This window comes from Rhodovulum sp. P5 (assembly GCF_002079305.1).
Taxonomy (GTDB): Bacteria; Pseudomonadota; Alphaproteobacteria; order Rhodobacterales; family Rhodobacteraceae; genus Rhodovulum.
This window is the reverse complement of sequence record NZ_CP015039.1, coordinates 3,431,290-3,448,751: the sequence shown is the minus strand read 5'-3', so window position 1 is coordinate 3,448,751 and position 17,462 is coordinate 3,431,290. Positions and strand designations below refer to the sequence as shown.

The following is a 17,462-nucleotide window of genomic DNA, read 5'->3' as shown; positions in this document are numbered from 1 at the left end:
CGGGTATGGTGTTGCCTTCAGCGGACCAGCGCCAGAAGCTTGTCGAGGCTGGCCTTCGCGTCGCCATAGAACATCCGCGTGTTGTCCTTGAAGAACAGCGGGTTCTCGATGCCCGAATAGCCGGTGCCCTTGCCCCGCTTCATGACGATGACCTGCTTGGATTTCCACACTTCCAGAACCGGCATGCCGGCGATGGGCGAGTTCGGGTCGTCCTGCGCCGCGGGGTTCACGATGTCGTTGGAGCCGATGACGATGACCACATCCGTGTTGGGGAAGTCGTCGTTGATCTCGTCCATCTCCAGCACGATGTCATAGGGCACCTTGGCCTCGGCCAGAAGCACGTTCATGTGCCCCGGCAGGCGGCCGGCGACCGGGTGGATGGCGAAACGCACGCTCTTGCCCTGCTTGCGCAGATGCTCGGTCAGGATCGACACGGCGTTTTGCGCCTGCGCCACGGCCATGCCGTAACCCGGCACAATGATGACGCTGTCAGCATCTTCAAGCGCGTTGGCCACGCCCTCTGCCTCGATGGCGATCATCTCGCCCTCGACCTCGGCCGCGGGGCCGCCTGTGCCGCCAAAGCCGCCCAGGATCACGCTGACGAAATGCCGGTTCATGGCGCGACACATGATGTAGGACAGGATCGCACCGGAGGAGCCGACGAGTGCACCGACCACGATCAGCAAGTCATTGCCGAGGCTGAAGCCGATCGCCGCGGCCGCCCAGCCCGAATAGGAGTTGAGCATCGAGACCACGACAGGCATGTCCGCCCCGCCGATCCCCATGATCAGGTGGTAGCCGATGAACAGCGCACAGAGCGTCAGCAGGAACAGCGCAAGGAAACCGCCGCCGGTGAAGTACCACGCCGCCAACGCCAGCGACAGAAGCGCCGCGGTGGCATTCAGGGCATGACCGCCCGGCAGCTTCTTCGCAGCCGAGTTCACCTTGCCCGCCAGTTTGCCATAGGCGATGACCGACCCGGTGAAGGTCACTGCCCCGATCCAGATGCCAAGCACCAGTTCGACGCGCAGGATGTTGACCTCGACCGGTGTCTTGTGGGCGAGGATCGCGGCAAAGCCGGTCAGGGCCTCGCGCGCCGTGTCGTCCATCGCCAGCACCCGGCCAAGCTCGATATCGGCGTTAAAGCCGACAAAGACCGCCGCCAGACCGACCAGCGAGTGCATGATCGCCACAAGCTCGGGCATCTGGGTCATCTGCACCTTGGTGGCCAGCTGGTAACCGATGGCCGCGCCGCCGGCGATCATCACCAGCGAGACGTACCAAAGGCCCTGTCCCGGGCCGGTCAGCGTCGCCGCCACGGCCAGCGCCATGCCGACGATACCGTACCAGATCGCGCGCTTGGCGCTTTCCTGTCCCGACAGCCCGCCCAGCGCGAGGATGAAGAGAACAGCCGCGACCACATAGGCCGCCGTCGTGAAGCCGAATTCCATGGTCTCCACCCCCCTTTACGATTTCTGGAACATGGCGAGCATGCGCCGTGTCACGAGGAAGCCGCCGAAGATGTTGATCCCGGCCATGAAGACGGCCAGCGCGGCAAGGATGATCACCAGGAACGACCCGGACCCGATCTGCATCAGGGCGCCGAGGATGATGATCGACGAGATCGCGTTGGTGATCGCCATCAGCGGCGTGTGCAGCGAATGGCTGACATTCCAGATCACCTGGAAGCCGACAAAGACCGCCAGCACGAACACGATGAAATGCTGCATGAAGCTGGCTGGCGCCACGAGCCCGACACCCAGCAGGAGCGCACCGCCAAGACCCAAGAGACCCACCTGCGTGATCGTCTGCTTGCGGAACGCCGCCGCTTCCTGCGCCTTCTTCTCTTCCGGCGTCAGTTCCTTGGGCTTGTCCTTCTTCGGCGCGGCGGCTATCGCCTTCACCTTCGGCGGCGGCGGCGGGAAGGTGATCTCCCCCTCATAGGTCACCGTCGCACCGCGGATGACGTCATCCTCCATGTTGTGCAAGACCTTGCCGTCCTTCTCGGGCGTCAGGTCGGTCATCATGTGGCGGATGTTGGTGGAATAGAGCGTGGACGACTGTGTCGCCATGCGGCTGGGGAAGTCGGTGTAGCCGACGACAGTCACGCCGTTTTCGCTGACGACCTTTTCGCCGGCAACGGTCAGGTCGCAGTTGCCACCCTTCTCCGCAGCGAGGTCCACGACGACAGACCCCGGCTTCATCGCCAGGACCATGTCCTCCAGCCACAGCTTGGGCGCCGGACGTCCCGGGATCAGCGCGGTGGTAATGACGATGTCCATATCCGGCGCAAGCTCGCGGAATTTCTCAAGCTGCTTTTCCCGGAACTCGGGGCTGGACGGCGCGGCATAGCCGCCGGTCGCGGCCCCGTCCTGCGCCTGTTCCTCGAAGTCGAGGAAGACGAATTCCGCCCCCATAGATTCGATCTGTTCTGCCACTTCGGGGCGGACGTCGAAGGCATAGACCATCGCGCCCAGCGACGTCGCCGTGCCGATGGCGGCCAGACCGGCCACACCCGCGCCCACGACCAGAACCTTTGCCGGCGGCACCTTGCCCGCGGCGGTCACCTGACCGGTGAAGAAGCGGCCGAAATTGTTCCCCGCCTCGATGACAGAGCGGTAGCCCGCGATATTCGCCATGGACGACAGCGCATCCATCTTCTGCGCACGGGAAATCCGCGGCACCATGTCCATCGCGATGACATTGGCGCCCCTGGCCTTGCACTTTTCCAGAAGCGCTTCGTTCTGCGCCGGCCAGAAAAAGCTGATCAGCGTCTGGCCCTTGCGCAGATGCTCGACCTCTGCATCCTCGGGTTCGCGAACCTTGGCCACGATGTCGGCCGCCTGCCAAAGCGCCGCGGCGGTATGCACGACCTCGACACCCGCATCGACATAAGCGGAGTCGTGGAAGCCCGCCGCCTCCCCCGCGCCGGTTTCAATCAGGCAGTCATAACCCAGCTTCTGCAATTGCAGCGCGCTGTCGGGCGTCATGGCCACCCGCGCCTCGCCCGCCGCAATCTCCTTCGGTGCGCCGATTTTCACGTGTCTCGTCCCCTCTTTCAGGCAATGGCCGCTTCAGGTCAGGACGCCTAATACCATTGCGCAACATTGTTTCACAAGCAGATCGCGAACATGCCGGATCTGCCGTTGGATTTCGTCAGATCCAACGCCGCACCCGGGCGCAATAGGCGTCGAACGCCTCGCCGAAATGGTCGCGGATCAGGGCCTCTTCCCGGTGGATGAATCGCCATTCGATCAGCTTGATGAAGACCGGGACAAGGATCAGGCTGGGGATCGCATCCCAGATCAGGATCAGCCCGGTCAGGATCGCCGCATCCGCAAGGTAGATCGGGTTGCGGGAGAAGCGATACATGCCCGTCGTCACCAGCGTGTCGGGCTTTTCCCGCGGGATCAGCGAGGTCCGCTCCAGCAGGAAATGCAGCGCCGCGTAGCCCGACACCACCAACCCGGCCCCCACCAGCACATAACCGGCGATATCACCGAACAGGCCCAGCACGGTCATCGGCAGGATCTGCGCCTGCCCCCAGGCCAGCGCCGCGAACACGGCCAGCCAGACGGGCGGCAGTTCCAGATAGTGCAGCGGGATGTGCAGTCGTTTCTTCATCGTGCCTCCCCAATCACGTCGCGCCGGTTTAGTCGTGCACATACTGCCCGATCAAGATGCAGAATCGCCCAATCCCTTGCGGAAATGTCACAACTGGGCGAACCATCGCTGTCAGGAGGGCCGGCCCATGACCGATTTCGACGCGACCCGCGCGCTTTTCCACCTGCCGGACGGGGTGATCTACCTCGACGGCAATTCGCTGGGGCCCCTGCCCAGGGCGACATCCGCCCGGCTGGCCCGGACGGTGGAACAGGAATGGGGAGAGATGGTCATTACCGGTTGGAACCGGGCAGGCTGGATGGCGATGCCGCGTGCCCTTGGCGACCGGATCGGGCGGCTGATCGGGGCAGAACCGGGCAGCACGATTCTGGGCGACACGCTGTCGATCAAGATCTATCAGGCACTCGCCGCCGCCCTGCAGATGCGGCCGGACCGCCGGGTGATCCTCAGCGATAGCGGCAATTTCCCAACCGATCTTTATATGGCCGAGGGGCTGATCGAGACGCTGGGCCAAGGGCACCGCCTGGTGACAGTGGCCCCCGAAGAGGTTGCCGACCACATCACCGAAGAGGTTGCCGTGCTGATGTTGACCGAGGTCGACTATCGCACCGGGCGGCGCCATGACATGCCCGCGCTGACCCGCGCCGCCCATGACGCGGGCGCGCTGGCGATCTGGGATCTGGCCCATTCCGCGGGGGCCTTGCCCGTCGATGTCGCGGGGGGCGGGGCCGATTTCGCCGCCGGCTGTACCTACAAGTATCTCAATGCCGGGCCGGGCGGCCCCGCCTTCATCTATGTCGCCCCCCGCCATGCCGATACGGTCCGTCCGGCGCTGTCGGGATGGCTCGGCCACGCCGCACCCTTCGACTTCGATCTTGCCTACAGGCCCGGTGCGGGGGTCGAGCGGATGCGCGTCGGCACGCCGCCGGTGCTGCAGATGGCCGCGCTGGAGGCTTCCCTGGACATCTGGGATCGGGTCGACATGACCGCGCTGCGCCGCCGGTCGATCGCGTTGACGGAGCTTTTCATCGCAGAGGTCGAGGCCCGCTGCCCCATGCTGGCGCTTGCCTCCCCCCGCGATCCCGAACGCCGCGGCAGCCAGGTCTCGTTCCGCTTCGCGGAAGGCTATGCCGCCATGCAGGCCCTGATCGCCCGTGGCGTGATCGGCGACTTCCGCGCGCCCGACATCATGCGTTTCGGCATCGCGCCACTCTATGTCGGAGAGGAAGACATCCGCCGCGCCGCCGAGATCCTTGGACATGTGATGGAGACCCGCGCATGGGACGACCCCGCCTATCGGGCCCGCGCCGCCGTCACCTGACCGGCCTGCGGCCCGTCCGACCGGGCGATGGGCCGGCCTGTTTCGCGGTATTCCACGCCGCGGTGCATCGGGGGGCGCGCGCGGCCTACTCGGCCGAGGAACGCGCCGCCTGGGCGCCCTCCACCGCGCCCCCGGCCGACTGGGAGGCGCGCCTGCTGGCAGGAACGACCCTGATCGCCGAGCGTTTCGGCCATGTACTGAGTTTCATGACACTTGGTCCGGACGGCTATCTCGACCTCGCCTATGTGGCACCCGATGTCATGGGCCAAGGTGTCGGGCGGCTTTTGCATGATCGTGTTCTGGACGCTGCGCGCTCCGCGAACCTGTCGCTTCTCTCGACCGAGGCCAGCCTCGTCGCGCGCCCGGTCTTCGCCCATCTCGGCTGGCGCGAAACCGCACGCCAGAGTGTGATCCGACATGGCGTGGCTCTGACGAATTTCCGAATGGAATTGTCGCTGGCCGCGGCACCCTGACGGGCTGGCCCCATCAGTTCGGCCAACGTAGAGAAATCCCACCGAACGCGGGCCGGAGAGAGATCAGGCCGTGCGCAGAACCGATGTCCGCTCCCCCGCGGCCCAAGCGGCCACCGCGCGCCCGAAGGCCTCGAACAAGGGGCGGGAGACAGGATCACAGGCGGCCTTGTATTCGGGGTGCCACTGCACCGCGATGGCGAAACCGGGGGCGTCGGCCACATGCAGTGCCTCGGGCGTGCCGTCGGGCGCGTGCCCCTCGATCACAATCCGAGGGCCCGGTGTCTTGATGCCCTGCCCGTGCAGCGTGTTGGTCATGACCTCGGTCGCCCCAAGGATACGGTGGAACACGCCCCCCTCGGTGAACGTCACCTTGTGACGCAGGGCGAATTTTTCTTCCAGCGTGCCGTCGGGCGGCATCCGGTGATTCATCCGCCCCGGCAACTCCCGGATCTCGGGGTACAGGCTGCCGCCCATAGCGACATTGACCTCCTGAAAGCCGCGGCAAATGCCGAAGAGCGGCTGTCCGCGATCAACAAGTGCGCGGATCAAAGGCAGGGCGATGGCGTCGCGCGCCCGGTCAAAGGCACCGTGGGCCTCGGTCGCAGCCTCGCCATATTCTTCGGGATGCACATTCGGGCGCCCGCCGGTGAACAGGAACCCGTCGAAGCTCTCCAGCAGTTCGGGAACGGAGACAAACCGGGGATCGGCAGGGATCAGCAGCGGCATGGCGTGGGAAACCTCCGCCACAGCCTCGGAATTCATCGTGCCGCCGGCATGGGCGGGGTATTCGTCGTTGATCAGATAACTGTTGCCGATGATGCCGACCCGGGGGCGCGCCATGTGGTCCTCTCCTGTTGCCCTGCCTCAGGATATAGGCCCTTTTTCGCCTTGGGAACAGTCACCGGCGCGCACATGCCCTCTGCGGCAGCGGTCGGAGCAATAGCGCACCGACTCCCAGTTCTTTGCCCATTTCTTCCGCCACGCGAAAGGCCGGCCGCAGGCGCCACAGACTTTCGACGGCAAATCGCCCTTCCGCCGCATCTTCGCCATTACAGATCAAGGCTCATCTGCCGCGCATCGCCACGCTTTCGCCGCGGTGCCCTGTCATTGACGAACCGCCCCGCCCCATCCTTGCGAGAGGCATGGCGCGTGACGATCCGCGCAGCCTCCTCCCGGAAACCATCGCGTCTGCGCACGGCCCAGACGGCCTCTCGCGCGGCGCGTGCCGCGGCGGCCACATCGACGACCGGCGCGGGATAGCGCCGCCCGAGAAGGCGGCGTGCCCCGTCCCATGTCCACGGCTCCTGCAGGTATTCATCGGGGACCTCGGCAAGTTCCGGCACCCATTTGCGGGTGAATTCGCCGGTCGGGTCCTGATCATGGCCCTGCTTGACGGGGTTATAGATGCGGATCGTGTTCATCCCCGTCGTGCCTGACTGCATCTGCACCTGCGGCCAGTGAATGCCGGGCTCGTAATCGGTGAACATCCGCGCCAGATGCGGGCCGGTGCTGCGCCAATCGAGCCAAAGGTGGTAAGAAGCCACGGCCATCAGCATCGAGCGCATCCGGAAGTTCAGCCAGCCGGTATGGATCAGATACCGCATGCAGGCATCGACAAAGGGCAGGCCGGTTTCGCCCTTTTCCCATCCCGCCAGACGCCCGGCGTCCGGCTCCTTCGGGCGCAGGCCCTCATAGGCGGCGTGCAGGCAACGGACCTCCAACGCCGGCTCATCCTCCAGCTTTTGCATGAAGTGGTCGCGCCAGGCCAGACGCGCCGAGAAGCTTCTCAGGCTGCCGGACCAGCCGTCCCGCGTCCCCTTGACCGTGCGCCGCCGGGCCGCATTGGCCTGCTCCACCTCGCGCAGCGACACTGTGCCCAGCGCGATATGCGGCGACAGGCGCGAACAGGCAGAAGCGCCCGAGAGCGGTGACGACATGGCGCAGCGATAGTCCTGTCCCCGCACCGTCAGGAAGCTGTCCAGCAGGGCCAGCCCCTCGGCCCGGCCGCCTTTCTGCCGTCCGGGGCAGGGATCGAAGGACAGACCCAGATCGCGGGCATCCGGGATCGCCCCCGCACCAGACCGGGCTGGCCGCGCAGCGCCTTCGGCGCCTCTATCACTGGCTGCCGCATGAACCCGTCGCGCGCGGTCGACCACCCGTCGCGCCCTTTCAAGCGCCGCACCACGCCCGATTGCGGGCATTCCTGCCACAAGATCCCGCGCCCGCGTGCCCAGGCTGCCACCGCCTTGTCGCGCGCATAGGTCCAGCCATTTCCGGTTTCTTCATGACTGACCAACCGGACCACGCGGTAACGCTCCGCCAGAGCGTCGAGCACCTGAACCGCGTCGCCGACCGCCACCTGCAAGGGGACGCCCAGACCGGTCAGCGCTTCCCCCAAATCGCGCAATGACTCCGCCGTGAACCGCCATTGCCGCGCCGATGTGTCGGGCAGCGCCCAGTAATCGGGCTCAACGATATAAAGGGGCAGCACGGCGCCCTCCCCAGCCGCCGCAACGGCCAGCGCCGGGTGATCCGCGACCCGCAGGTCGCGCTTGAACCAGAGAATCGTCACGTCCATGATCGGAACATAAATCGAACATCGCTGCGCGCAATGCAGGCATCTTGCGCTTGACGCGCGAAAAGATAGGTCTTGGGAAATATTTGAGGAGAGCCCGATGAAAGATGCCGCGCCGCAACCGGTCTATCTGAAGGATTACACGCCGCCGGCCTATCTGGTGGACAGGGTGGAGTTGACCTTTCGCCTGCACCCCACCGCAACGCGCGTGCTGTCGAAGATCGCGTTCCGGCCCAATCCCGCGGCGTCCGATACCCGGTTCTTCCTGCATGGAGAGGGGCTAAAGCTGATTGCCGCGTCCATCGACGGCGCGCCGGTTTCCCCCGACCTGACCGCAGAGGGGCTGACCTGCGCCGTGCCCGACGCGCCCTTCACATGGGAATCCGAAGTCGAGATCGCGCCAGAGGCCAACACGGCGTTGGAAGGCCTTTACATGTCCAACGGCATGTACTGCACCCAGTGCGAGGCCGAGGGCTTCCGCAAGATCACCTACTACCCCGACCGCCCCGACGTGATGGCCCCGTTCCATGTCCGCGTGGAAAGCGATCTGCCCGTTCTACTGTCGAACGGCAACCCCGTGGGCGCGGGCGAAGGCTGGGCCGAATGGCATGACCCGTGGCCGAAACCCAGCTATCTCTTCGCGCTGGTGGCGGGCGAGCTGTTGGCGACTTCCGACACCTTCACAACGTCCGAGGGCCGCAAGGTCGACCTGAACATCTGGGTCCGGCCCGCCGACCAGGGCAAGGCGGACTATGCGCTGGATTCGCTGGTCCGTTCGATGCGCTGGGACGAAGAGGTGTACGGCCGGGCCTATGACCTTGACGTGTTCAACATCGTGGCCGTGGACGATTTCAACATGGGCGCGATGGAGAACAAGGGGCTGAACATCTTCAACTCCCGCTATGTTCTGGCCAGCCCCGAAACCGCCACCGACCGCGATTATGAGAATATCGAACGCATCATCGCGCATGAATATTTCCACAACTGGACGGGCAACCGCATCACCTGCCGGGACTGGTTTCAACTGTGCCTGAAAGAGGGGCTGACCGTGTTCCGCGACCAGCAATTCGCGGGCGATGCACGGTCCCACGCGGTGAAGCGGATCGAGGATGTCATCACGCTCCGCGCCCGCCAGTTCCGGGAAGACAACGGCCCGCTGGCCCATCCCGTGCGACCCGAGAGCTTTACCGAGATCAACAACTTCTACACCGCGACGGTTTACGAGAAGGGGGCCGAGGTGATCGGCATGCTGCGCCGGTTGGTCGGGCCCGAGGGCTATGACAAGGCGCTGTCGCTCTATTTCGACCGCCATGACGGGCAAGCCGCGACGATCGAGGACTGGCTGAAGGTTTTCGAGGACGCCACAGGCCGCGATCTGAGCCAGTTCAAGCGGTGGTATTCTCAGGCGGGCACACCGCGGGTCAGGGTAACCGATGCGTTCAGCGATGGGACCTATACCCTGAATGTCGAACAGGCCACGCCACCCACGCCGGGACAGGCCGACAAGGCGCCTCAGGTAATCCCTCTGGCGGTCGGGTTGATCGGCCCGAATGGCGACGAGGTGGTGCCGACCACCGTTCTGGAAGTCGCCGAGGCCGCGCAGGAGTTCACCTTTGAAGGTCTGGGCGCGAAACCTGTCCCGTCGCTCCTGCGCGGGTTTTCCGCCCCCGTGATCCTTGAGCGGGAAACAAGTGCCGAGGAACGCGCTTTCCTGCTGGCCCATGACACCGACCCCTTCAACAAGTGGGAGGCGGGCCGCGCGCTGGCCAAGGACGTGCTGGTCGCCATGATCACCGCGAACGCCGCGCCCGCCCCGGCCTATCTGGACGCGCTTGCCGCCATGGCCCGCGACGAGACGCTCGACCCCGCTTTCCGGGCGCTCGCACTGCGCCTGCCCAGCGAGGACGACATGGCCGAAACGCTGCATTCGGCCGGTATCACCCCCGACCCGCTGGCGATCCACGCTGCGCGCGAGACGCTGAAGACCGCCGTCGCGGCGCATCTGGGCCCGATCTGGTCAGCGCTTTACGACCAGATGACCTGCCCCGGCCCCTACAGCCCTGGTGCCGCCGATGCCGGGCGCCGGTCGCTTAGGTTGGCGGCCCTTGGCCACATGGCGCGGCTGGACGGGGGCAACAGCGCCCGCAGCCATTTCGCAAACGCCAACAACATGACCGACGAATTGGGCGCCCTTTCGATTCTTCTGGAAATCGGCAGCGGGGAAGAGGAGTTGGACCGCTTCGCCCGCCGCTGGGTCCATGACCGGCTGGTGATGGACAAGTGGTTCGCCCTGCAGACCTCTCTGGCCGCGCCGGATCGGGCGGTTGCCACGACACGGGCGCTGACCGACCATCCCGACTTCAACTGGAAGAACCCCAACCGTTTCCGGGCGGTGATCGGCGGGCTGACGATGAACGCGGCGGGCTTCCATGACCCATCGGGCGCGGGCTACGACCTGGTGGCAGACTGGTTGATCCGGCTGGACGGGGTGAACCCGCAAACCGCCGCGCGGATGTCCACCGCTTTCGAAACCTGGTCCCGCTATGACAGCGCCCGTCAGGGCAGGATCCGGGCGGCCCTGCAGCGCATCGCCGGGCAGGACGGGCTCAGCCGCGACATGGGTGAAATGGTGGGCCGGCTGCTTGCCACAGGGCCGCAGGGGGCATGAGATATGGGCTTTTCCTTTGACCCGTCAGACGCGAATATGGTCTCCTGTCATATGAGTTTTACGACACTGTGGTGACAAGGCGCATGCAGGAACGAATCGATCCCCTTATCGAAGAACGGGCGCCTTGGCTGTTCGCCAGACACCCGTGGAGCGCGCCTTCACGGAAGGTGCTGACCGGCCTTCTGGGCTATCCGCGGACGATTGCCCTTGGTGAAGTGCTGCAAAACCACCCAGCCCCGGTGATCATGGACGAAATGGCCCGCCTTCTGGCGCTGGACGTCAAGGCCACGGGGTTGGAGAACATTCCGCGGTCGGGACCGGCGCTTATCGTGGCGAACCACCCCACCGGCATCGCCGACGGCATCATGATGTGGAGCCTGCTGCGCGATATCCGGCCCGATCTCTTCTTCTACGCCAACAGCGATATCCTGCGTGTCCTGCCGCAAATGAGCGAGATCATCGCCCCCGTGGAATGGCGTGAGGAAAAGCGCAGCCGCTCCAAGACGCGGGAGACAATGACCTATACCCGCGAAGCGATCGAGAAGGGCCGGATCGGCGTGATCTTCCCGTCGGGCCGCCTGGCCAAGCGCCGGGGGCTGAGCTTGCATGAACGCCCCTGGATGGCCTCGGCCGCGATGATCGCCCGCAAGTTCGACCTGCCGGTGATCCCGATCAACATCCGCTCACGCAACTCGGTGCTGTTCTACCTGTTCGACCTGATCCACCCGACGCTGCGGGACATCACCCTGTTCCACGAGACCCTGAACAAGGACCGTCAGCCCTATCGGATGACCATTGGCGAACCGATCGCACCCAGTGCCCTGCCGGTCCGGTCCGAGGACGGGATAGAACTACTGCGCAAGGCCACCTTGGCGCTCGGCGGGCGCTATGCACCGCGGGTCAGCCTTTTGCAGAACACCCGCCGCCCGAAATGGGCCAAATCGATGGTTGTTGGGTAACTCAGCGCAAGGGCGGCCCAGCCTGCAGGCCGGTCGCCCTGCTCACTCCTGCCAGTCGGTCAGGCGTTTGTGCGTCGTTTCGCACATATCGGCATGCATCCGGCCCAGGCGCTCAGCCTCCTCGACCAGCGCGGACATTTTCGCTTCGATATAGGCGCCTTGCATCTTGGCCGCCCGTTCCGGCGACCCGCAGGTCAGCATCCCGGACAGGGTGTCGAGGTCCTGCCGCGCCTGATCGCGGGCGAAACCGGCCAGTTCGCTGCTCGTGCGCCTTACGTGGTCCATCATTGCGGCCCCGACCCAGGCCATCATGCCCAGTCCCTCGGCCTGCGCCTTCAAGGTCGCCTCGACAGCGCCCCCGTTCTTCCGGCGTCCATCCTGTTGCATGAACAATGCTCCCGCATAGACGTTCCTGACCGCCATGAAATAGGCGAAGCGCTTGGGAAGGTCAAAACCCAGATGGCGTACATATAGCCGGGGAAACGCGGGGCTCAGGCCGCCCGGTGCCCCTGAACCCACGTCCCGCGGACAAGGGGCGCCCCGTCGATCCGCGCCACCCGGATCAGGTCGGCCCGGGCGCCGATCTCGATCCGGCCCCGGTCGGACAGGGTCACGGCATCGGCGGGCGCCCGCGTGACCGTGGCAACGCCGCGCGCCATGTCGCTCCACAGATCGCCCAGCATGACCCCGGCCATCAACAACGCACCGGGCACATAGTCCGACGACACGATGTCCAGCAGGTCGCGCTCTGCCAGATCGCGTGCCGCAACATTACCGGAATGCGATCCGCCCCGGATCAGGTTCGGCGCCCCCATCATTACAGAGATCCCGTGGGCGTGGCAGGCCTCGGCGGCCTCAACCGTCGTCGGAAACTCCGCCAGGCGGATCCCGTGGGCCGCCGACACCGTCACATGATCGGCCGTGGTGTCGTCATGACTGGCAAGGATCGCGCCAAAACGGCGGGCCTCGGCCACAGCGGCGCGTTCATGGTCATCACCATGCCGGCTGCGCAGGCTGTGCAGATTCGCGACATGGTCCTCGAAATCCGCCTCGGAGAAGTTGTTCTTGCCCATCACATAGGCCTTCAGCTTCGACGTGTCGCGGAACTGGCGCTGCCCCGGCGTGTGATCCATCAGGCTGACGATACCGACCCGGTCCTCGGGGCCGAACTCTGCCATTTCCGCGATCAGCGTTTCGGAACAGACCTCGGCCCGCAGGTGCAGGAAATGGCTGATCCTCAGCGCCCCCTTGGCGCGCAGGTCCAGCAACTCGCTCGCCAGCCTGCGCGCATAGGCGGTGTAGCGTGCCTTGCCCGAGGGGACAGAGCCCACCCGCATGGCATCGAAGACGGTGGTGATTCCAACCCCGGCAAGTTCGGCATCGTGGTCGATAATGGCACTGGCATGGGGCCAGTCCACCTTTGGCCGCGGCTGGATGTGGCGTTCAAGATTATCCGTGTGCAACTCGATCAGCCCCGGCATCACCATGTCGCCGCCGCAATCGACGGCCCCGGGCAGAACGCCGCCCCCTTGCGCGATATCCGCGATCCGGCCATCGCAGACCCGCACGGACCCGGTCACGGTTTCATGCGGCAGGACCAGCAGGGCATTGGAAAGCACAAGGTCAGGCATGCGACGCTCCTTGATGACGGGCACGGTTTGGGGCAGGACTGTGCCCGTGGTACATGAAGGGGGTTTGGACCGGCCGATGGAAGGGTACAAGCGTTACGCGATCTATTATGCGCCCGAGGCCGGACCGCTGGCCGATTTCGGCGCAGCATGGCTGGGCTGGGATCCGAAGGCAGGGTCGCCGCGCGCCCATCTTCGCCTTGAAAATCTGCCCCGCCCGATTGGCGAGTTGACCGAAAAACCCCGGAAGTACGGCTTTCACGGCACAGTCAAGCCGCCCTTCCGCCTGATCGAAGGCAGCGATATCGGTCTTCTGCACCGATCCGCCGCTGCGTTATGTGCGCAGTTGAAACCGGTGTTGCTGGACGGGCTGCAGTTGTCACGCATCGGTGGCTTCCTTGCGCTGACCCCGCGGGGCGACACAGGGGCGCTTGGTGCCCTGGCCGGCAGCGTTGTCGAGGCGCTGGACGGGTTCCGCGCCGCCCCCACGGATGAGGAGATCGCGCGGCGCAACCCCGACAGGCTGAGTGCAAGGCAAAGGCAGCTTCTGCAGAAATGGGGCTATCCGTATGTGATGGAAGAGTTCCGGTTCCACCTTACCCTTACGGGACCGCTGAAGGACGAGGAGGCCGAGGCCACGCGCGACGTGCTGGAGCCGCTTCTTGCCTCGCAACTGAACCGCCCGTTCCGGATTGCCAGCCTGTGCCTGTTTGGCGAGGCCGATGACGGGCGTTTCCACAACCTGCATCGGTATTCGCTTTCGGGGTGATGCCGAGCATTTGGTTGGCGATTGTGCGGACCCAAGGCCGACTCATCCACAGGCACCGGAGTCCGCCCTGTCGCCGCCAACGCTAGCGTTCTGAACGCTCGACACGCTTTTCGGGCTTTTCGTTTCCCTCACGCGTTGCGCGGTGCGACCCGCGGCTGAAAAGAAGGCATAGCCATAAGGGCCGTCTGCAAACCCCTTCGAAAAAGTGCCGTGACGAACCGCCACACGGCCTTGCAATCCTGAGGTGTGTTCATTATTCAGTAACCCATTAGGTTGATTTCGGCAAATCTCGCTAAATTGACCAGCGACCGTTCTCGCGCCGGTAGTCGGTGGTGTATGTCTGTCCGAACGGGACTCCATACCCAGACTTATCCACAGGCTCACCAGGGGGTTTCCAAGCCTTCTTGGCGAGACTCTGGTGCATCCCCGGCGGCCGCTGAGAAAGAACGCCGGACAACCAGAACGCGCGTCCCGTTTGCGGCCGATGCACCGATCCACAGGCGCAGGTCAGGTCGTACACATGCCCGCCCAAAATGCACGCAAGCCGTTTTACTGGGAGGGTGTTGGACGACTATCGCCTTGCAAGCCTACGGTGAAAATTCCGGTCTGAGTGCATGGGCCAGAAGACCGCCTGACGAACAAAATGGGCCGCTGCCAACAGCGGTGCGAGCAAAGTGTCACGTCGACGCTTGTACGGTCGCGATGTCGTCGCCTTTCAGGCAGGTTCCGGAGGTTCGAGGCGCCGGCAGGCTGTCGGCAGACATCGCGCCCTGTCAAGCAAGAGCCGCGACGCGCAAGCATAACCACTTGATACCATTATATTTTCCGTAATATCTGACATCTCACCCCGGGCCGACGTGACCACGTTCTTCAGGTAATGTGGGTCCGTTCTGACAATTTCCCCGACCAAGTCAGTCACCATTTGGAATGCGCTTGCGTCGGTCCCGTCAAGATGCCGCGCGGCTCACGCTTCGGTCGTCCAACCGCCCCCCAGGTACCGCCCCCGTCACGCGGTTCTGGCACGCCGCACGCTTGGCGACACAGCCTGCACGCCGTTCCGTATAGCATTGCGACCGATCACAGACACAGGCCCGCCCACAGACCGCGCCTGCCCGCCCCCTGTGCCTGTGCGGCCAAGAACGAGCTGCAAATGGTCAAGACCGCACACTCCGCCAAGCCGCCCTGCAATCAGGTACGTTACGCCCGGGAATTCATCGAAATGCATACAATTTTCTCAATCCGGACTCAGTGTCATATGCGCGATACAGAATGGCCTTATCCACATTGCACCCAAGAACGGCCAGAGCAGTCCAATGCCCCAGTTTCTTCAGCCCTTGCGGTTTACCGGCGCAAGAATCTTGCGCGACGGTGAACTGCAGAAACGATCGCTTGCGATCACCGACGGACGCATCACCAAGGGCCCCCTGCCCGAGGTGGACCTGTCAGGCTATTTGATTCTGCCCGGCATCATCGACCTGCATGGCGATGCCTTCGAACGGCATATCGTGCCGCGCCCGGCGGCGGATTTTTCCATTGGGCTGGGCCTTGCCGCAACCGACAGGGAAGCCGCAGCAAATGGCGTGACAACGGCATGGTTGGCGCAAGGCTGGTCTTGGGAGGGCGGTCATCGTGGCCCTGACCGGGCCGAGGCCCTGATGGCCACGCTCGACGCCTACCGCGCCCAGATGCTGACGGACCTGCGTATTCAGATCCGCTGCGAAACCCATCTGGTCGATACCGCCGCCCGCATGCTGGAAGCCGTGCGTCGCCACCGTATCGACTATGTGGTCTTCAACAACCATCTTGACGAAGCCGTGGAACTTGCCCGGACCGAACCTGCCCGGCTGACCCACTGGGCCCAGTCTGCCGGCCGCACCGTCGAAGAACACCTCGCCGCGATCGAGGCCACCCGCAAGCGGACCCCGGAAGTGCCGCGCCATTTGTGCTATCTGGCCGAGATGTTCGACGAAATCGGTGTCCTGTACGGTTCGCATGACGATCCCGACGGCGAGACGCGCGAACGCTTTTCGATGATCGGCGCACGGATCGCGGAATTCCCGACCTCGCGCCGCGCTGCCGCAGCAGCGAAAGCAATGAACGATCCGGTCATTCTGGGCGCGCCGAACGTCGTTCGCGGCGGGTCGCAATCGGGCAACGTCTCGGCGGCGGACCTCATCTCGCAGGGCCTGTGCGATGCGCTCGTCTCCGACTACTACTATCCCGCACTCTTGCACGCGGTCTGGCACCTGGTCGACCGTGGGCTGAAGACGCTCCCCCAAGCCTGGGCCATGGTATCGGAAAAACCGGCGGAAATCCTGCGCCTGCCCGATCGCGGGCGGCTCGATTTCGGGCGGCGGGCCGATCTGTGCGTGGTGAACGAGGAAACCCGCGCGGTGGAAATGACGATCTCGGGCGGGCGACTCACCTATCTCGCCGGAGAGGCCGCGCACCGGTTCGCCCATCGCATCAATGCGCTCGACATGGCCGTAGCGGCCGAATAGGGCCCGCGCAGCCGTTTTTGATCCGATCTTGACGCATGTTTTACGCCTGCGTCATACTCTTCGTCGATAGATGATCCCGAAGGCCGGTCGATGTCCGACCCCCAAGTTTACGCCGCGAGGCGATCGAACATTTCAGGCAGTCGTTCAGAAGGGTGACGGGACGATCCGTATGGATCGTCCCTTTTCCTTTGTCGCGAACAAGCGGAACGGAACGACCGGCCGCTCAGCCCTTTGGGCTGAAATCGCCATATGCCCCCCCGGCAAAGACAAGCGGCGGCCCCTCGCGTCGGGCGACACTCTCGACCCGGCCGACAACAATGGCATGATCGCCCGCGTCATGCACCGCAACGCGCCGGCACAGGAAGCGCGCGATCCACCCCTCGTCCAGCAACGGGGCTGTGTCCAAGGGCTGCTCCATCGTCACACCATCGAAATCATGTCCTGACCGGGCAAAACGCATGGCGAGGTCCTCCTCTCCCGCGCCGAGCACGTGAATGGCGAAATGCTCTGCCGCGGTCATGGCCTCGAACCGGGTAGATCCGCGTGCCGGCGACCACAACACCAGCGGCGGGTCGAGCGAGACCGACGAGAAACTGTTCACCGTGATCCCCAGCGGTCCATGCGCGGCCCGAACGGTCACGACGGTCACACCGGTCGCAAAACAGCCAAGGGCGTCGCGATAGGCGCGCTCGGTCTCGGGGCCGGGGATAAATCGCTCCATGGGCTTGATGTCCTTCCCTGACGTCTGCGGCGGGACAATGCGTCAGATGCCCGGCCACGGCAACCGCCCCGACCCGTCACTTTGGCCGCAGGTCCGAAACGGCCCAACCGATACCTTGGGCAACGAGCGCCGAAGCGTCGGCTGAGCGGCACGCGATCCCAGTCCGCGCCAGCAGTGGAGGATGCTAGCAAGATGACTCACGCTTGCGAGCGGATACGACTCG

General features: G+C 64.7%; 16 protein-coding genes. 6 read left to right on the top strand and 10 right to left on the bottom strand.

What is annotated here, in order from left to right; translation table 11 throughout:
• Positions 1-17: 17 nt before the first annotated feature.
• The 3 genes from RGUI_RS16400 to RGUI_RS16390 all read right to left on the bottom strand — a co-directional run bounded on the left by RGUI_RS16400 (position 18) and on the right by RGUI_RS16390 (position 3,624).
• Positions 18-1,451: an NAD(P)(+) transhydrogenase (Re/Si-specific) subunit beta gene (locus RGUI_RS16400; protein ID WP_081534902.1), complete on the bottom strand. Its 1,434-nt coding sequence runs from the start codon at positions 1,449-1,451 to the stop codon at positions 18-20.
• A gap of 15 nt (positions 1,452-1,466) precedes the next feature.
• Positions 1,467-3,041, bottom strand: coding sequence for a Re/Si-specific NAD(P)(+) transhydrogenase subunit alpha (locus RGUI_RS16395; protein ID WP_081534900.1), 1,575 nt, complete (start codon positions 3,039-3,041; stop codon positions 1,467-1,469).
• Positions 3,042-3,156: 115 nt separating this feature from the next.
• Positions 3,157-3,624: an isoprenylcysteine carboxylmethyltransferase family protein gene (locus RGUI_RS16390; RefSeq protein WP_081534898.1), complete on the bottom strand. Its 468-nt coding sequence runs from the start codon at positions 3,622-3,624 to the stop codon at positions 3,157-3,159.
• 127 nt (positions 3,625-3,751) lie between these two features.
• Here RGUI_RS16390 and kynU point away from each other — a divergent pair, with 127 nt between their 5' ends.
• Positions 3,752-4,945 (top strand): kynureninase, encoded by a 1,194-nt coding sequence (gene kynU / locus RGUI_RS16385; RefSeq protein ID WP_081534896.1) that lies wholly within the window; start codon positions 3,752-3,754, stop codon positions 4,943-4,945.
• A complete protein-coding gene (locus RGUI_RS16380; protein ID WP_081534894.1) occupies positions 4,903-5,418 on the top strand; it encodes a GNAT family N-acetyltransferase in 516 nt (171 codons plus the stop codon). The genes kynU and RGUI_RS16380 overlap by 43 nt, the downstream gene beginning before the upstream one ends.
• Positions 5,419-5,481: 63 nt before the next feature.
• Here RGUI_RS16380 and RGUI_RS16375 read toward each other — a convergent pair whose 3' ends face one another.
• The 4 genes from RGUI_RS16375 to RGUI_RS22225 are packed head-to-tail and all read right to left on the bottom strand — an operon-like array spanning position 5,482 to position 7,996.
• Positions 5,482-6,258, bottom strand: a complete 777-nt coding sequence (locus RGUI_RS16375; protein ID WP_081534892.1) for a gamma-glutamyl-gamma-aminobutyrate hydrolase family protein — start codon at positions 6,256-6,258, stop codon at positions 5,482-5,484.
• Positions 6,259-6,282: 24 nt separating this feature from the next.
• The gene (locus tag RGUI_RS16370) at positions 6,283-6,459 is read right to left on the bottom strand and encodes a DUF2256 domain-containing protein (RefSeq protein WP_081536140.1); all 177 of its coding nucleotides are present in this window, start codon (positions 6,457-6,459) and stop codon (positions 6,283-6,285) included.
• Positions 6,460-6,467: 8 nt separating this feature from the next.
• Positions 6,468-7,355: an FAD-binding domain-containing protein gene (locus RGUI_RS22230; protein ID WP_253798548.1), complete on the bottom strand. Its 888-nt coding sequence runs from the start codon at positions 7,353-7,355 to the stop codon at positions 6,468-6,470.
• Between the two features lie 29 nt (positions 7,356-7,384).
• Positions 7,385-7,996, bottom strand: a complete 612-nt coding sequence (locus RGUI_RS22225; RefSeq protein WP_253798545.1) for a deoxyribodipyrimidine photo-lyase — start codon at positions 7,994-7,996, stop codon at positions 7,385-7,387.
• A 97-nt stretch (positions 7,997-8,093) separates the two neighbouring features.
• Between RGUI_RS22225 and pepN the strand changes: the two genes are divergently transcribed.
• Positions 8,094-10,661, top strand: a complete 2,568-nt coding sequence (pepN, locus tag RGUI_RS16360; protein ID WP_081534890.1) for an aminopeptidase N — start codon at positions 8,094-8,096, stop codon at positions 10,659-10,661.
• An 83-nt stretch (positions 10,662-10,744) separates the two neighbouring features.
• Positions 10,745-11,620, top strand: coding sequence for a lysophospholipid acyltransferase family protein (locus tag RGUI_RS16355; protein ID WP_081534888.1), 876 nt, complete (start codon positions 10,745-10,747; stop codon positions 11,618-11,620).
• Positions 11,621-11,662: 42 nt separating this feature from the next.
• On the opposite strand, the gene RGUI_RS16350 is transcribed toward RGUI_RS16355, so the two are convergent.
• Both RGUI_RS16350 and RGUI_RS16345 read right to left on the bottom strand, forming a co-directional pair.
• Positions 11,663-12,007 carry a hypothetical protein gene (locus RGUI_RS16350; RefSeq protein ID WP_156883003.1) on the bottom strand — a complete coding sequence of 115 codons (345 nt, stop codon included), beginning with the start codon at positions 12,005-12,007 and terminating at the stop codon, positions 11,663-11,665.
• Positions 12,008-12,111: 104 nt separating this feature from the next.
• Complete coding sequence (locus tag RGUI_RS16345; RefSeq protein WP_081534885.1) at positions 12,112-13,251, bottom strand: alpha-D-ribose 1-methylphosphonate 5-triphosphate diphosphatase; 1,140 nt, start codon at positions 13,249-13,251, stop codon at positions 12,112-12,114.
• Between the two features lie 76 nt (positions 13,252-13,327).
• Between RGUI_RS16345 and RGUI_RS16340 the strand changes: the two genes are divergently transcribed.
• Entirely contained in the window at positions 13,328-14,017 is a 690-nt protein-coding gene (locus RGUI_RS16340) for a DUF1045 domain-containing protein (protein ID WP_081534883.1), read from the top strand.
• A 1,313-nt stretch (positions 14,018-15,330) separates the two neighbouring features.
• A complete protein-coding gene (locus tag RGUI_RS16335) occupies positions 15,331-16,518 on the top strand; it encodes an alpha-D-ribose 1-methylphosphonate 5-triphosphate diphosphatase (protein ID WP_081534881.1) in 1,188 nt (395 codons plus the stop codon).
• A 223-nt stretch (positions 16,519-16,741) separates the two neighbouring features.
• Here the strand turns inward: RGUI_RS16335 and RGUI_RS16330 are convergent, their stop codons facing one another.
• The gene (locus RGUI_RS16330; protein ID WP_081534879.1) at positions 16,742-17,239 is read right to left on the bottom strand and encodes a flavin reductase family protein; all 498 of its coding nucleotides are present in this window, start codon (positions 17,237-17,239) and stop codon (positions 16,742-16,744) included.
• Positions 17,240-17,462: the final 223 nt, after the last annotated feature.

Coding starts and splice junctions, on each gene's coding strand:
- RGUI_RS16345 (WP_081534885.1), bottom strand. CDS start 13,251: ATGCCTGACCTTGTGCTTTCCAATGCCCTGCTGGTCCTGCCGCATGAA.
- kynU (WP_081534896.1), top strand. CDS start 3,752: ATGACCGATTTCGACGCGACCCGCGCGCTTTTCCACCTGCCGGACGGG.
- RGUI_RS16330 (WP_081534879.1), bottom strand. CDS start 17,239: ATGGAGCGATTTATCCCCGGCCCCGAGACCGAGCGCGCCTATCGCGAC.
- RGUI_RS16370 (WP_081536140.1), bottom strand. CDS start 6,459: ATGCGGCGGAAGGGCGATTTGCCGTCGAAAGTCTGTGGCGCCTGCGGC.
- RGUI_RS22230 (WP_253798548.1), bottom strand. CDS start 7,355: ATGTCGTCACCGCTCTCGGGCGCTTCTGCCTGTTCGCGCCTGTCGCCG.
- RGUI_RS16355 (WP_081534888.1), top strand. CDS start 10,745: ATGCAGGAACGAATCGATCCCCTTATCGAAGAACGGGCGCCTTGGCTG.
- RGUI_RS22225 (WP_253798545.1), bottom strand. CDS start 7,996: ATGGACGTGACGATTCTCTGGTTCAAGCGCGACCTGCGGGTCGCGGAT.
- RGUI_RS16350 (WP_156883003.1), bottom strand. CDS start 12,007: ATGCAACAGGATGGACGCCGGAAGAACGGGGGCGCTGTCGAGGCGACC.
- pepN (WP_081534890.1), top strand. CDS start 8,094: ATGAAAGATGCCGCGCCGCAACCGGTCTATCTGAAGGATTACACGCCG.
- RGUI_RS16335 (WP_081534881.1), top strand. CDS start 15,331: ATGCCCCAGTTTCTTCAGCCCTTGCGGTTTACCGGCGCAAGAATCTTG.
- RGUI_RS16390 (WP_081534898.1), bottom strand. CDS start 3,624: ATGAAGAAACGACTGCACATCCCGCTGCACTATCTGGAACTGCCGCCC.
- RGUI_RS16400 (WP_081534902.1), bottom strand. CDS start 1,451: ATGGAATTCGGCTTCACGACGGCGGCCTATGTGGTCGCGGCTGTTCTC.
- RGUI_RS16340 (WP_081534883.1), top strand. CDS start 13,328: ATGGAAGGGTACAAGCGTTACGCGATCTATTATGCGCCCGAGGCCGGA.
- RGUI_RS16380 (WP_081534894.1), top strand. CDS start 4,903: ATGGGACGACCCCGCCTATCGGGCCCGCGCCGCCGTCACCTGACCGGC.
- RGUI_RS16375 (WP_081534892.1), bottom strand. CDS start 6,258: ATGGCGCGCCCCCGGGTCGGCATCATCGGCAACAGTTATCTGATCAAC.